The sequence below is a fragment of the Streptomyces sp. NPDC036815 genome (assembly GCF_055609205.1).
In genome coordinates this window covers 814501-828711 of sequence record NZ_JBVJPW010000001.1, presented here as the reverse complement: position 1 = coordinate 828711, position 14211 = coordinate 814501, and the positions used below count along the sequence as shown (strand labels likewise).

The following is a 14211-nucleotide window of genomic DNA, read 5'->3' as shown; positions in this document are numbered from 1 at the left end:
CCCCGCGCCCGGCCCGTTCTCAGCCCATCCGGTGACCGTGGTGGCCCTCGCCGTGTGTGCCCGCGGCGTCCACCACGGTCCCGCCGAGCCGTCCGCGCAGCGCCGCGATGTCACCGGCGCCGCCGACCGCCACCCAGGTCCCGCCGACGAGGTACGTACCCCCGTAGTCGTTCGCCTCGTCGAGCCATTCGGCCTGGCCACGGCTGTTTGTAAAGGTTACGAGCAGGTAGCGCCGGGCACCGTTCTCACAGGTGGCCTGGCGCAGTTCGGCCGCGTCCGTCTGGACGTCGGGCCTGCACCCCGCCTCCGCCGCCAGCTGCTCCAGGCTGCCGCTCGCCGTCCTCGGCGGGCCCTCGCTCCCCGAGCCGCACCCCATCACCGCCAGCATCAGCACCCCACCCACAGCCATGCCCGAAAACGCGCTCCGTGCTGCCCTCATCGTCACACCAGCCTCACCCGGCGACTTGAACACGCCATCTCCCTCTTCACCGTTGAGCACGGGGTGCGGCACGGATACCGTGCGCCGCAGCCTTCACCTCAGGGGGTACACATGTCCGAACTGTCCCGACGTTCCGTGCTCGGCACCGCCGGCGCGCTCGGCCTCGGCGCCGCCGTCGCCGGGGTGCCGCTGCCGGCCCACGCCGCCGACGGCCCCACCGGCCCCACGGAGACCACCGGGGGCCCCGCCTTCGATACGGATTCCGCGCGCTCGGCACTCAACAGACTCCTGCCGCGTCACGCGGAGCAGATCCGTCTCAGACTCGTCCCGGCGCGGAAGGGCGAGGACCGCTTCCGGGTCACCGGCACCACCGGGCGGATCCAGGTGTCCGGCACGACGCCCGCCGTGCTGCTCACCGGTGTCCACTGGTACCTGAAGTACGTGTGCGGCGCCCACATCACCTGGAACGGCAGCCAGTTGGACCTGCCCCGCAGGCTGCCCGCCCCGGCCCGCCCGCTGGAGCGGTCCACCTCGCTCCCCCACCGGTTCGCCCTCAACGACACCAACGACGGGTACACCGCGCCGTACGCCGACTGGGCCTACTGGGAGCGGATGATCGACGTGCTCGCGCTGCACGGCTGCAACGAGGTCATGGTGATCGCGGGCGCGGAAGCCGTGTACCACCGGGTACTTCAGGAGTTCGGCTACTCCGACGCGGAGGCCAGGGCCTGGCTGCCCGCCCCCTCGCACCAGCCCTGGTGGCTGCTGCAGAACCTCTCCGGGTACGGCGGCCCCCTCTCGCACCAACTCATCGACGACCGCGTGCGGTTGGGCCGTCGCATCGTGGACCGGCTGCGCGGTCTCGGCATCGCGCCGGTCTTCCCCGGCTACTACGGACACGTGCCCGACGGCTTCGTGGAGCGCAACGGCGGCGACGCCCGGGTCGTGCCGCAGGGCGTCTGGCACGGCTTCCCGCGGCCCGACTGGCTCGACCCGCGCACCACCGCCTTCGCGAAGGTCGCCGCCTCCTTCTACCGCCACCAGGAAGACCTCTTCGGCCCCGCCGACCACTTCAAGATGGACCTCCTGCACGAGGGCGGAACCGCGGGTGACGTGCCCGTGCCCGCGGCCGCCCGGGGCGTGGAAGCCGCCCTGCGGACGGCGCGGCCCGGGGCCACCTGGGTGATTCTCGGCTGGGAAGCCAACCCGCTGCCCGAACTCCTCGACGCGGTCGACAAGAAGCGGATGCTGATCGTCGACGGCGTCTCGGACCGGTTCAAGGGCGTCACGGACCGGGAGAAGGACTGGGGCGGCACCCCGTACGCGTTCGGCACCATCCCCAACTTCGGCGGCCGCACGACGATCGGGGCGCGCACCCACATCTGGAACGAGAAGTTCTTCGCCTGGCGCGACAAGGAGAACAGCGCGCTGACCGGCACCGCCTTCCTGCCGGAGGCCACCGACCGGGACCCGGCCGCCTTCGAGCTCTTCTCGGAGCTGGCCTGGACGAGGAACCCCGTGGACCGGTCCTCGTGGTTCTCCTCGTACGCCGACTTCCGGTACGGCGGCCGCGACCGCGACGCGCGGGCCGCCTGGCAGGCGCTGAACGACACCGCCTACCAGCACACCGCCGTCGAGCGCAGCGACCCGCACGACTCCCTGTTCGCCGCGCGGCCCGACCTGGCGGCCGCCCGCGCCGCCGACTTCGCGCCGCGCGCCCTCACCTACGACCCCGGCCGCTTCGACGCGGCGCTCACCGGGCTGCTCGGCGTGGGCAGTGCGCTGCGGGCGAGCGCCGCCTACCGGTACGACCTGGTGGACGTCGCCCGGCAGGCCCTCGCGCACCGCAGCCGCCAGCTCCTGCCGCAGCTGCGGGCGGCCTACGCCCGCAAGGACCGCGAGACCTTCGCCACCCTGTCGACGCTGTGGCTGCGGCTCATGCGGCTCTCGGACGAGGTGACGGGCACCGACCCGGCGTTCCTCCTCGGGCCGTGGGTCGAGGCCGCCCGGCGGATGGGCACGAACGAGGCCGAGTCCGCCGAGTTCGAGCGGACCGCCAAGGTGCTCATCACCGTGTGGGGGGAGCGCGCCACGGCCGACGCGGGCCGGCTGCGCGACTACGGCAACCGCGAATGGCACGGCCTCATGAGCGACTTCTACGTGCCCCGCTGGCAGACGTGGCTGGACGAGCTGGCCGACGCGCTGGCCGCGGGGCGCGCGCCGAAGCCCGTCGACTGGTTCGCGTTCGAACAGCCGTGGACCCGGGAGCGCAAGGACTACCCGCTGCGGCCCGTCGGCTCCGCCTACCGCACCGCGTCCCGCGTCCATGACGTCCTGGCCCGGGCGCCCTACCAGGGCGACCTCAAGGTCACCGCGGAGCCGCCCGCCCTCCCGCCGGGCGGCCACGCCCGCCTGGAGGCCGTCTTCCGCAACGTCAACGGGCTGCGCGCCACGGGCCGCGTCGACTTCGCGTTGACCGGCATCGACGCGGAGCCGACGGGACCCGTCTCGCTGCCGAGGGTCCCGCCCGCGGGAACGGCGAAGGCCGGCTGGCGGGCCGACGCGCCGGACACTCCGCTGGACCGGCCGCTGCGCCCGCTGCCGTACGAGATCACGGTGAAGTACGGCCCCGCGGGCGAGCGCCGGGTGCGGTCCGTCCACGAGGGCACTCTGTACGAGGCCGGCCCGCTGAGCGGTGCGTGGCGCACGTACGCGAACAACGGCGCCGTCTTCGGTGAGCTCGACGGGCGGTACGCGATCGACGGCGGCGGCGCGGACCTGTGGAAGGGGACGACGGAGTTCGGTGCGCTGTACCGGGACGCGGTGCTGCGGGACGGGGTGTCGGTGACGGTACGCGTCGACTCCCAGACGGTCTCGGGGCCGTGGGCGCGGGCGGGTCTCATCAGCCGCGCGGCCCTGGGCACCCCCGGCTCGCGCGGGATCGTGAACCTCGCCGTCACACCGGCCAACGGCGTCGTCCTGTCGTACGACACGAACGGCGACGGCACCCTGGACACGTACAAGCGGCTCACCGGGATCAAGGCGCCGGTGCTGCTGAGGCTCGCGCGCGAGGGCGACTCCTTCACCGGGGCGTGCTCCACGGACGACGGCGCCTCCTGGCGGACCGTGGCGACGGTGACCGTGGCCGGTGCGGTGGCGGCGCAGGACGTGGGGATGTTCATGAGTGCCACGAACGGGGGTGACGGCGGGCGCGGGACGGTGGAGTTCAGCGGCTGGAAGGTGGACGCGTAGCGCCGCGCGGCGGCGGGCGGTGCGGGTAAAGGGAGTGACGTGAGGGGGTCCGCGGTGCGAGGGTGAGGGAATGGACGACGACTGGGAGAAGCGGCTCGCGGCGACGTGGGACACGCTGGACGCGTACGGCGAGGAGAACGCCGGGGAGTTCCGCGCCGCCATCGACGAACTGGCCGCCGAACTCCCCGAAGGGGACCCGGTCGGCCTCTTCGAGCGGGCCTGCGCCTTCGACTCCACCGGCCACTCCGACCGCGCCGTGCCCCTCTACCAGGAAGCGCTGGAGCGCGGACTGCCGCCGTACCGCAGGCGGCGGACCGCGGTCCAGCTGGCCAGCTCCCTGCGGAACACCGGGCGGGCCGAGGAGGGCGTCGCCCTGCTCACCCCGGAACTGGTCGCTCCGAGCGATGAGCTCGACGACGCCGTGCGGGCCTGCCTGGCCCTGTGCCTGGCGAGCCTCGGGCGCGAGCGCGAGGGGCTCGCCCTGGTGCTCGGCGCCCTCGCTCCCCACCTGCCGCGCTACCAGCGGTCGATGGCCAACTACGCCCGCGCGCTCGTGGAGGACACCCCGGCATGAGGTGACCATCCGACGATTCGCTCGTTTTGCTGAACGTGTCGTCGAATGTGCAGTCTCACCCGAAGCCCCCGAACCCCCGCGGCCCCGCGGCCGTCGTCGACGTGGAGCAGGCCGAGGCCGCCCTCGTCGAGCACTACCCGCGGCTCGTCCGGCTGGCCTACCTGGTGCTGCCGCCGAGCCTCGGCCGCAACCGCCGGGTCCTGACCGCCCACGCCCTCACCCAGCGCGCCCTGCCCCGCAGCCGCAAGAGCGCCGACGCGGCCCTCGTCCCCGCGCAGCGCGGCTCCGGCCCCCACGGCGACCCCGGGTACGCCTACGTACGCCTGCGGGTGCTGCGCAGCGCCCTGGACGCCGGGCAGCCCCTGCGGTGGACCTCCTGGCCCAAGCGGGCCCAGCTGCCGCCGCTGTTTCCCCAGGTGAGGGGGTTGCGGCTGTTCCCGCGCTCGGGCGGCGCCGACGAACTCGCCCTCGACCAGCGGATGTCCGCCCTGTCCGGCGCCGCCCGCGCCGCCTACGTACTGCGCGGTCTCGAGGAACTCGACGACGAGGCCGTGGCCGCCGTGCTCGCCGCGGCGGGCTGCGACGACCCCGAGGACGCCCTGGACGAGGCCGACGACGTCGAGGAGCGGTACGACCTGCTCGCGTCGCCCGAGTTCGACCCCTGCTCCCTGCAGGCCAGGCCGACGGACCTGATGCGGCGCAGGCAGCACATGAAGGCGGCGGGCGTCGCGGCCGTCGCCGCGCTGGTCTGCGGAGCGCTGCTCGGGCTGCCGGGCGAGGGCTGGGGGCCCGACGGCGCCGCCGCTCCCCCGTACGCGCAGAACCCGGCGGGCCGGGCCGCCCTCGACCCGGGCCAGTTGACGGTGGCCACGGCCTCGGCCTGGAAGCGGTCCCCGCGCACCGACTTCTCCGTGTGGCCCGCCCGCGGCAACCTCGTCGGCGACCGGGCGCTGCTGCGCCGCGCCCTCGCCGTCTGGGCGCGGCCCGGCGAGTCCGTGCGGGTCTCCGCGACCCCGGGCTCCCCGTCCGGGGCGCCGCCCGGCCCCGCCCAGCTGCTCTTCGCCGGTGACGTCGACTCCGCGCGCGTGGTGCTGCTCTACGACGGCCTGCGCATCGTGCGGTACGCCGAGCCGAGGGAGGGCGCGAGCGGCGCGGCCCTGGACTTCGCGCGGGTGGACGGCGCCGACGGCACCGAGGCGAACGCCGTCGTCGTGGACCGCGCCGACGGCAACATCCGCTATCTGACCGCCCCGTGGGTCGCGTCCGTCTCGGTGCGGGACCTGCTCGAGCCCGCCGCGCGGGCGGTTCCCCTGCACCGCTCCGGCGACGGCGTCACCGACCCATTCGCCGGGCCCGCGCAGAGCGGTCGGTGCACGTCGTGGAACGCGCTGCTGCTGCGTGACGAGTCCGGCGCGGTGCGCATGTCGTCCGACCTCGGCGAGCTCGTCCCCGCCCATCTGACCGCGGGCCGCCCCGAGGCTCCGCGCGAGGCCACGCCCGCCCAGTGGTCGAAGTCCGCGTGCTCCCTGGCGTCGGTGCGCTCGAACGGTGTCCGGGCCGTGAACTCCTGGGCGTACGCGCGCCAGACGCTGCCCGAGGGCAACGGTCCGGCGCAGTGGGTCTGCACCCGCGCCGACACCTGGCGGGGCGCCGGCAGCCGGATCCTCGCCCAGTTCCAGACGGCCGACGGGCCCACCGGGGCGGTCGTCGCCAAGGCCGAGGACTCCGCGACGTGCGGCAGCCGCGATCCCCATGTCCTCGCGGGGGTCCGCTGGAAGTCGCGCGGCGGCAACTGGTACCTGCTCGCCGCCGGGAGCAAGGACGTGGCGTCCATCGCCGCGACGGGCGGCGCGCGGACGCCGGGCCATGTCCTTGCGACGCGGACGGAGCGGGACGCCGAGGTCAGTCTGACCGGCACGTTGCCGGGCGGCAGGAAGCTGAGCCCGCCCCGGTAGCCGCCGAAGTTCCTCCCGCAGACCCCTGTACCGCCGAACTACCGCTCAGTACATTGACGCCATGTCTAATACGCAGAGGCGGGTGCCCGAGCCCGTCGCGTCCGAGCACATACCGCTCAAGGCACGCAACGTCTCCTTCTCCTGGGAGAACACCCCGCTCCACTGGCTCCCGGACGACCCGTTCACCACGCACACCATCAACGTGCTGCACCTGCTGCTGCCCGCCGGTGAGCGCTGGTTCGTGCACGTCTACAAGCAGGTCCTGCCGCTCATCCGGGACGAGGGACTGCGCGCGGACGTCATCGGGTTCATCGGCCAGGAGGCCATGCACGCACAGGCCCACGACGAGGTCCTGCCGCACCTCAAGGAACAGGGGCTCGACCCGACGCCGTACACCGCGCAGGTCGACTGGCTCTTCGAGAAGCTGCTCGGCGACCGGACGCTGCCGCCCGGCAGGCCGAGCCGCTGGTGGCTGATGGAGCGCGTCGCGATGATCGCCGCCATCGAGCACTACACCGCCTTCCTCGGCGACTGGGTGCTCAACGCCGAGGAGCTGGACCGCAGGGGCGCCGACCCGACGATGCTGGACCTGCTCCGCTGGCACGGCGCGGAGGAGGTCGAGCACCGCTCCGTCGCCTTCGAGCTGTTCATGCACGTCGACGGCGGCTACCGGCGCCGGGCCAGGACCTGGGCGACCGCGTTCACCGCCCTGGTCTTCCTTTGGCAGCGCGGGACGCGGTTCTTCATGGAGAACGACCCGACGCTCGTGGACGGCAAGGCGTCCTTCAAGGACTTCCACCGCAGCGGCAGGGCGGGCACGCTGCCCACCGCCGGCGACATGATCCGCTCCATCCCCCGCTACCTCAGCCGGGACTACCACCCCTCGCAGGAGGGCAGCACGGAGCAGGCCGTCGCCTACCTCGCCTCCTCGCCCGCGGCCGTCGCCGCGCTCGCCGCCGGGAAGGGGGTCGCCTGACATGCCCCGCATCCGCACCGTCGCCCTCGCCGCGGGCGCCGCCCTGTTCACCCGGCGGGCCCTGCGCCGCCGCATCGGGGCCTCCCCGCTGTGGCCGCTGCCCGCCCTGGCGGAGCCGGTCTCCGGGCAGCCGCGCTCCCGGGCGCTCCGGCTCACCGTCGCCCGGCACGAGCGCGTCGCCGACGGCGTCGTCCAACTGCGCCTGGAGGGCCACGACTTGCCGAGGTGGGAGCCGGGCGCCCACCTCGACGTCGTGCTGCCCTCGGGCCTCGTACGGCAGTACTCGCTCTGCGGCGACCCCGAGGACTCCTCCTCGTACACCGTCGCGACCCGCCTGATCGGCGCCGAGCAGGGCGGCAGGGGCGGCTCGCGCGAGGTCCACGAGCGGCTCGGGGAGGGCGCCGAGGTCGAGGTGCGCGGACCCCGCAACCGCTTCCCGCTCGCCGACGCCCCGTCCTACGTCTTCGTGGCGGGGGGCATCGGGATCACGCCGATCCTGCCGATGCTGCGGGCCGTCGAGGCCTCCGGGGCCCCGTGGCGGCTCCTGTACGGCGGGCGCTCACGCGCGTCGATGCCGTTCCTGGAAGAGGTCGAGAAGCTCGGCGGCGCCGGGCGGCAGCGGGTCACCGTCGTCGCCGAGGACGAGGCCGGACTGCCGGACCTCGCCGCCTTCCTGGACGGCACGCGGCGCGGCACCGCCGTCCACGTGTGCGGCCCCGAGCCCCTGCTGGACGCCGTCGACGCCGCGCTGCCCGAGGGGTGCACGCTGCACCTGGAACGGTTCTCGCCCCGCACCTCCCTCGAAGGCAACGCCCCCTTCGAGGTCGAACTGCGGCGCAGCGGACGCACGGTGGCGGTCGCCGCGGACACCACGGTGCTCGCCGCGGTCCGCGCCGAGCTGCCCAACACCCCCTACAGCTGCGAGCAGGGGTTCTGCGGGACGTGCCAACAGCGCGTCGTGGAAGGGGAGATCGACCACCGCGACGAGCTCCTCACCGACGGCGAGCGGGCCGGGTCCATGCTCCTCTGCGTCTCGCGGGCGCGCGGCGAGCGGCTCGTGCTCGACATGTGAGACGAGTGGCCCGCCCGGACACCGGCAGGCACGGACCGGCCCCCCGGAGGGCCGGTTCTGCTCGGTAAGGTGTTCGCATGACTACCGGGGTGCGCCGCAGGATGGGTGTCGAGGAGCGGCGGGAGCAGTTGATCGGGGTCGCGCTCGAACTGTTCAGCCACCGCTCGCCGGACGACGTCTCCATCGACGAGATAGCAGCGGCCGCGGGCATCTCGCGCCCGCTGGTCTACCACTACTTCCCCGGCAAACTGAGCCTGTACGAGGCGGCGTTGCGCCGGGCGGCGGAGGATCTGGCCGGCCGGTTCGTGGAGCCGCGCGAAGGGCCGCTCGGGGCCAGGCTGCAGCGCGTGATGCGCCGCTTCCTCGACTTCGTGGACGAGCACGGGCCCGGTTTCTCCGCGCTGATGCGGGGCGGCCCCGCGGTCTCCGCGGGCGGCGCCTGCGCGCAGGAGGCCGTCTCGACGACGAACGCGCTGATCGACTCGGTGCGCCAGGCCGCGTACGACCAGATCCTCGCGCACCTGGGCATCACCGACCCGCCCGCCCGGCTCGAACTCGTGGTGCGCTCCTGGATCTCGCTCGCCGAGTCGACGGCGCTGATCTGGCTGGACGGCCGCCGCATCCCGCGCGCGGAGCTGGAGTTGCAACTGGTGCACGACTTCGCGGCGCTGACCGCGGTGAGCGCCGCGTACGACCCGGAGATGGCGGAGGTGCTGCGCGGCATCCTCGCCGCGGAACCGGCCGACGGCCCGTTCGCCGAGCTGATCGAACGGCTGGTCGCGCTCGCCCCATGACCACCGCACCGCTCTCCGTGCGCCCGGCGACGGGCGACGACCTCACCGCGCTCGTCTCCCTCTACGACGGCGCGGCCCGCTGGATGCTGGAGCGCGGCATCGACCAGTGGACGCCGGGCGCCAAGGACGAGCGGCACTTCCGGCGCCTCCTCGACTCCGCGTCCGCCGAGGTGTGGCTCGCCCACGACGGACACGGCAGCGCCCTCGGCGCGTACGAACTGTGGTGGTCCGACGAGCAGGCGTGGGGCCCGCAGCCTCCCGTGGCCGGGTACGTGCACCGGCTGATGACGCGCCGCGGCGCGCCCGCGGGAACGGGCCGGGAACTCCTCGCGGACGCCGAGCGGCGCATCGCGGCGGCGGGCCGCGCCCTCGCCCGCCTGGACTGCGTGGAGACCAACCCCCGGCTGCGCACGTACTACGAGGGGGCCGGCTACACGCTCGTGGGAAAGCTGCCGGACAAACGCGCCGCGGACGGCAGCCCGTACGGGGTGCTGCTGCTGGAGCGGCCGCTCCGCTAGCGGTAATGGCCGGGGCCGGTCAGGTGCCGTCCTCGCGCAACCGCATCACGAGCAGCGCGATGTCGTCCTCGCGGTCGTGGCCGAGGCAGGCGAGCAGCGAGTCGCAGAGGGCCGTGACGCCGGGTGGCCCGTCCGCCGCGACCGTGCGCAGGTGTTCCATGGAGACCGCGAGGTCGGTGCCGCGGGTCTCGATGAGCCCGTCGGTGACCATGAGGAGCCGGTCGGTGGGGAGCAGGACCGTCTCGGTGGGCTCGGGCCGGGGCAGGCCGAGGCCGAGCAGCGGGCCGCTCGCCCTGAGGTAGGCGGCGGTGCCGTCGTCGCCGACGATCAGGGGCGGGATGTGTCCGGCGTTGGCGACGCGGGTGCGTCCGTCGGACGGGTCGGTGAGGGCCAGGCAGAGGGTGGCCGTCACCTCGGGGTGGTAGCGCTGGAGCATCCTGTCGAGGCGGCTCGCGAGCCTGCCGGGGTCGGGGTCCTCGACGCAGTAGGCGCGCAGCGCGTGCCGGATCTCGACCATCACGGTGGCGGCCTCCAGGGAGTGGCCGACGACGTCGCCGATGCCGGTGAGCAGGCCCTGGGAGGTGCCGAGCGCGGCGTAGAAGTCGCCGCCGATCTCCGTGTCGCGGGAGGCGGGTTCGTAGCGGACGACGACTTCGGTGCCGGGTGTCTGGGGCACGTGCGCCGGCAGGAAGCTGCGCTGCAGGGTCAGGGCGATGTGGCGCTCCATCTCGTACATGAGCAGCCGTTCGGCGGCAACCGCCATGGCGTTGGCCAGCCGTGCCACGAGCCGTCCGGTGTCGGGCAGCAGCCCCCGGGCGTACGCGGGGGTGGCGAGGCAGACGGGTGCGCAGCCCTCGCGGGCTCGGGCCAGGGTCAGCCGGGCGCCCTCGGGGAGCCGGGTGCCCCCGGAGTGCTCGGTGGGGAAGAAGCCGGGCGGCCACAGGGGCGGGTGCACGACGGTGTCGCGTACGCCCGTACGGCCCGCCATGCCGCGCTGGATCAGGTGGAGGACCGCCGCGTGCGCGCCGTCGTCGGGGAGCGCGACGGCGGCCTTGGGCCGGGAAAGGCCCCGGTGGAGCTCGCCGTCGTCGCCGAGGACGAAGGCGGCCGCCGGGCCGTGGGTGAGGCGGGCCGCGCCGACCGCCGCGGCCTCGGCGAGCTCGCGCGGGCAGCGGGCCGACTGCACGTCGAGGATGGTCTCCGCGAGTCGGGTCAGGTGTCCGGCCTGTGCCTCGGCGTCGCAGCGGTGGCGCGCTCCGCGGGCGGCCGCGCGCACGACGGCCTGGATCTCCTCCGGTTCGGCGGGCACCGTCAGATAGGCCTCGCCGCCCGCGTCGAGGCCGCGGCACCGGTCGGCGGGGGCGGTCCTGGCGGCCGAGAAGTGCACGACGGGCAGGGCGGCGAGGGGCGGTGTCTCCTTCATGCGGCGGCACAGCTCGAAGCCGCTCATGTCGGGCAGCCCGACGTCGACGAGTGCCACGTCGGGCAGTTGTCCCGCCCGCCCGCGCGCGTGCAGCTCGACGAGCGCCTCGCCGGCGCTGGCCGCGAGGACGACGCGATGGCCGTCCCTGCGCAGGACCGCGCCCAGGGCGTACCGGCTGGCGGCGACGTCGTCCACCACCAGGACCGTGGTGCCTTCCTTGCCGTTGACGCTCACTCGGGGCCCCTTTGGGGCTGATGGGACAGACCCCCGTTGGGCCTGTCGACCAAATTAGCGCTCCGCGGGGCGCTCGGGGAGTCGACGAGGCCGCTGCGACCGGGACCAGTGAAGATCCGGGAACTTCGGCCGCGGGCCGTGTGCTTGGCGATAGGATCTGCGCCCGTGCGGCGCCCGTGACACCCGTTCGTGACCTTCCCGTTCCGCACGGCGTTCACCTCCGTGTACCGGTCCGCCGCACCTCCAAGGGACTTCATGACGCAGCACGCGACCGCCGCGCCCGCCGCCACCGACTCCGCGCCCGCACCGCAGTGGTGGCGCGACGCAGTCATCTACCAGGTCTACCCACGCAGCTTCGCCGACGGGAACGGCGACGGCATGGGCGACCTGCCCGGCATCGCGGCCCGCCTGCCGCACCTGCGCGACCTGGGCGTGGACGCCGTCTGGCTCTCCCCCTTCTACGCGTCGCCGCAGGCCGACGCGGGCTACGACGTGGCGGACTACCGCGCCGTCGACCCGATGTTCGGCACCCTGACCGACGCCGACGGCCTCATCCGCGAGGCGCACGCCCTGGGTCTGCGGGTCATCTTCGACATCGTGCCCAACCACTGTTCGGACCGGCACGAGTGGTTCCGGCAGGCGCTGCGGGAGGGGCCCGGAGCACCGGCCCGCGACCGTTTCCACTTCCGCCCCGGCACCGGCGCCGACGGCGAACTCCCGCCGAACGACTGGGAGTCCGTCTTCGGCGGCCCCGCCTGGACCCGCGTCGAGGACGGCGAGTGGTACCTCCACCTCTTCGCGCCCGAGCAGCCGGACTTCAACTGGGACCATCCCGCCGTCCACGAGGAGTTCCGCTCCGTACTGCGCTTCTGGCTCGACCTCGGCGTGGACGGGTTCCGCATCGACGTCGCCCACGGCCTGGTCAAGGCGTCGGGCCTGCCGGACATCGGCCACGGCGAGCAGGTCAAGCTGCTCGGCAAGCAGGAGGTGCCGTACTTCGACCAGGACGGCGTGCACGCCATCTACCGCGACTGGCGCCGGATCCTCGAGGAGTACGGCGCGGAGCGCATCGCCGTCGCCGAGGCGTGGACCCCGACGGTGGAGCGCAGCGCCCGGTACCTGCGCCACGACGAGCTGCACCAGGCGTTCAACTTCGAGTACCTGACGACGGACTGGGACGCCGCCGCGCTGCGCGCCGTCATCGACCGCTCCCTCACCGCGATGAACGCCGTGGGCGCGCCCGCCACCTGGGTCCTCTCCAACCACGACGTGGTGCGCCACGCCACGCGTTTCGCCGACGGCGACGCGGCCCGCGGCCTGCGCAGGGCGCGGGCCGCCACGCTGCTCATGCTGGCGCTGCCCGGCTCCGCCTATCTCTACCAGGGCGAGGAGCTCGGCCTGCCCGAGGTCACCGAGCTGCCCGACGAGGTGCGGCAGGACCCGGCGTTCTTCCGCGGCGCCGGGCAGGACGGCACGCGGGACGGGTGCCGGGTGCCGCTGCCGTGGTCCGGGCGGCGGGCGCCGTTCGGCTTCGGGCCCGCGGAGGGCGGCCCGAGCTGGCTGCCGCAGCCGGACTCCTGGCGGGACCTGTCCGTGGCGGCGCAGACCGGCAACCCGGATTCCACGCTGGAGTTCTACCGGCGCGCGCTCGCCGTGCGGCGCGCCCACCCGGCCCTGGGCGCGGGCCGCGACATCGCGTGGCTGCCGTCGCCCGAGGGCGTGCTCGCCTTCCGGCGCACCGCCCGCGGCGGCTCGTTCGTCTGCACGGTGAATCTCACCGCGTCCCCCGTGGCGCTGCCCACCCCCGGCACCCTGCTCCTTGCGAGCGCGGACGTCGAACCGGGCGCCGACGAGTCCGTGCTCCCCGCCGACACGACGGTCTGGTGGGCACCCTGATACCGGCCGGTACGGTCCCGCTCCGTGACCGCACGGTCATCGGTCTCCGGTTCGGGATTCAACGGCTTCGGGACCCAGGCGCCCCAAGGGCCACACGCGTACGGCGGACTCGTCCCCGGGGCGTAGAGAATGCGGCCCGAACCCGACCAGGGGATGATCGGTCGAAGGGTGGGGATCTGGCAGACTCTGTCCCTATGGGTGAGACGACCGTGACGACACTTGAGGGCCGGCAGCGGCCCGCTTCATCACCCACCGCGGGCGAGCACGACACCCGCCATGGGCGGAACCTCGCACGTCGTCTCAGCCGTCTCCGCACGCCCCGCCGACCCCGCCTCTGGTTCGAGATCCTGCTGATCGCGGTGAGTTACTGGACGTACTCACTGATCCGCAACGCCGTGCCGGAACAGAAGTCGCAGGCGCTGCGCAACGCCGACTGGATCTGGCGCGTCGAGGGCCATCTGGGCATAGCGGTCGAGCGGAGCGTCAACCACGCCGTGGACTCGGTGACATGGCTCATCGTCGGCATGAACTACTACTACGCGACGCTGCATTTCGTGGTGACGCTCGGCGTCCTGGTCTGGCTCTTCCGCACGCACCCCGGGCGGTACGCGGCCATCCGCCTGGTGCTCTTCGCGACGACGGCGGTGGCCCTGGTCGGCTACTACCTGTATCCGCTGGCGCCGCCGCGCCTGATGAACGGCTCGCACTTCATCGACACCGTGGTCGTCCACCAGACGTGGGGCTCGATGGCGTCGGGCGACCTCAAGAGCATGTCGAACCAGTACGCGGCGATGCCCTCGATGCACATCGGCTGGTCCCTCTGGTGCGGCCTGACGATCTTCGCCCTGGCGTCGGTGCCGTGGGTGAGGGTGCTCGGCCTGCTCTACCCCACCGCGACGCTCGTCGTGATCGTGGCCACGGCCAACCACTTCTGGCTGGACGCGGTCGGCGGCATGATCTGCCTGGCCTTCGGGTTCCTGGTGGCCCGCCTCTGGTACGGCGCGATGCCGTACGCGCTGGCGCGCGAGGTGGCCGTCGAGGGCGAGCGGGACCTGCCGCCGGTCACGACGTAGCGGTT

At 73.9% G+C, this 14211-nt stretch carries 11 protein-coding genes; 9 read left to right on the top strand and 2 right to left on the bottom strand.

What is annotated here, in order from left to right:
* Positions 1 to 19: 19 nt before the first annotated feature.
* A complete protein-coding gene (locus ACZ69I_RS03635; RefSeq protein WP_467668433.1) occupies positions 20 to 409 on the bottom strand; it encodes a hypothetical protein in 390 nt (129 codons plus the stop codon).
* Positions 410 to 550: 141 nt separating this feature from the next.
* On the opposite strand from ACZ69I_RS03635, the gene ACZ69I_RS03630 reads away from it, so the two are divergent.
* From ACZ69I_RS03630 to ACZ69I_RS03600, 7 genes are all read left to right on the top strand, one after another.
* On the top strand, positions 551 to 3691 hold the full coding sequence (locus tag ACZ69I_RS03630) for an alpha-N-acetylglucosaminidase (protein WP_470830362.1): 3141 nt from the start codon (positions 551 to 553) through the stop codon (positions 3689 to 3691).
* A gap of 70 nt (positions 3692 to 3761) precedes the next feature.
* Positions 3762 to 4265 (top strand): tetratricopeptide repeat protein, encoded by a 504-nt coding sequence (locus ACZ69I_RS03625; RefSeq protein WP_467668437.1) that lies wholly within the window; start codon positions 3762 to 3764, stop codon positions 4263 to 4265.
* Between the two features lie 47 nt (positions 4266 to 4312).
* Positions 4313 to 6220 carry a hypothetical protein gene (locus ACZ69I_RS03620; protein WP_470830361.1) on the top strand — a complete coding sequence of 636 codons (1908 nt, stop codon included), beginning with the start codon at positions 4313 to 4315 and terminating at the stop codon, positions 6218 to 6220.
* Between the two features lie 61 nt (positions 6221 to 6281).
* Positions 6282 to 7196 (top strand): metal-dependent hydrolase, encoded by a 915-nt coding sequence (locus ACZ69I_RS03615; RefSeq protein ID WP_467668441.1) that lies wholly within the window; start codon positions 6282 to 6284, stop codon positions 7194 to 7196.
* A gap of 1 nt (position 7197) precedes the next feature.
* Positions 7198 to 8268, top strand: a complete 1071-nt coding sequence (locus ACZ69I_RS03610) for a PDR/VanB family oxidoreductase (protein WP_470830360.1) — start codon at positions 7198 to 7200, stop codon at positions 8266 to 8268.
* Positions 8269 to 8345: 77 nt separating this feature from the next.
* A complete protein-coding gene (locus tag ACZ69I_RS03605; protein WP_470830359.1) occupies positions 8346 to 9062 on the top strand; it encodes a TetR/AcrR family transcriptional regulator in 717 nt (238 codons plus the stop codon).
* Complete coding sequence (locus ACZ69I_RS03600; RefSeq protein ID WP_470830358.1) at positions 9059 to 9580, top strand: GNAT family N-acetyltransferase; 522 nt, start codon at positions 9059 to 9061, stop codon at positions 9578 to 9580. The genes ACZ69I_RS03605 and ACZ69I_RS03600 overlap by 4 nt, the downstream gene beginning before the upstream one ends.
* 19 nt (positions 9581 to 9599) lie before the next feature.
* Here the strand turns inward: ACZ69I_RS03600 and ACZ69I_RS03595 are convergent, their stop codons facing one another.
* Positions 9600 to 11237 (bottom strand): SpoIIE family protein phosphatase, encoded by a 1638-nt coding sequence (locus ACZ69I_RS03595; protein ID WP_470830357.1) that lies wholly within the window; start codon positions 11235 to 11237, stop codon positions 9600 to 9602.
* Positions 11238 to 11492: 255 nt separating this feature from the next.
* Between ACZ69I_RS03595 and ACZ69I_RS03590 the strand changes: the two genes are divergently transcribed.
* Together ACZ69I_RS03590 and ACZ69I_RS03585 are read left to right on the top strand one after the other, a co-directional pair.
* Positions 11493 to 13133, top strand: a complete 1641-nt coding sequence (locus ACZ69I_RS03590; protein ID WP_470830356.1) for a glycoside hydrolase family 13 protein — start codon at positions 11493 to 11495, stop codon at positions 13131 to 13133.
* Between the two features lie 194 nt (positions 13134 to 13327).
* A complete protein-coding gene (locus ACZ69I_RS03585; RefSeq protein WP_467668453.1) occupies positions 13328 to 14206 on the top strand; it encodes a phosphatase PAP2 family protein in 879 nt (292 codons plus the stop codon).
* Positions 14207 to 14211 lie beyond the last annotated feature (5 nt).

What these genes read in the sequence shown, in the direction of transcription:
- ACZ69I_RS03585 (WP_467668453.1), top strand. Translation starts at nt 13,328, where the DNA reads ATGGGTGAGACGACCGTGACGACACTTGAGGGCCGGCAGCGGCCCGCT.
- ACZ69I_RS03635 (WP_467668433.1), bottom strand. Translation starts at nt 409, where the DNA reads ATGGCTGTGGGTGGGGTGCTGATGCTGGCGGTGATGGGGTGCGGCTCG.
- ACZ69I_RS03590 (WP_470830356.1), top strand. Translation starts at nt 11,493, where the DNA reads ATGACGCAGCACGCGACCGCCGCGCCCGCCGCCACCGACTCCGCGCCC.
- ACZ69I_RS03605 (WP_470830359.1), top strand. Translation starts at nt 8,346, where the DNA reads ATGACTACCGGGGTGCGCCGCAGGATGGGTGTCGAGGAGCGGCGGGAG.
- ACZ69I_RS03625 (WP_467668437.1), top strand. Translation starts at nt 3,762, where the DNA reads ATGGACGACGACTGGGAGAAGCGGCTCGCGGCGACGTGGGACACGCTG.
- ACZ69I_RS03615 (WP_467668441.1), top strand. Translation starts at nt 6,282, where the DNA reads ATGTCTAATACGCAGAGGCGGGTGCCCGAGCCCGTCGCGTCCGAGCAC.
- ACZ69I_RS03600 (WP_470830358.1), top strand. Translation starts at nt 9,059, where the DNA reads ATGACCACCGCACCGCTCTCCGTGCGCCCGGCGACGGGCGACGACCTC.
- ACZ69I_RS03630 (WP_470830362.1), top strand. Translation starts at nt 551, where the DNA reads ATGTCCGAACTGTCCCGACGTTCCGTGCTCGGCACCGCCGGCGCGCTC.
- ACZ69I_RS03610 (WP_470830360.1), top strand. Translation starts at nt 7,198, where the DNA reads ATGCCCCGCATCCGCACCGTCGCCCTCGCCGCGGGCGCCGCCCTGTTC.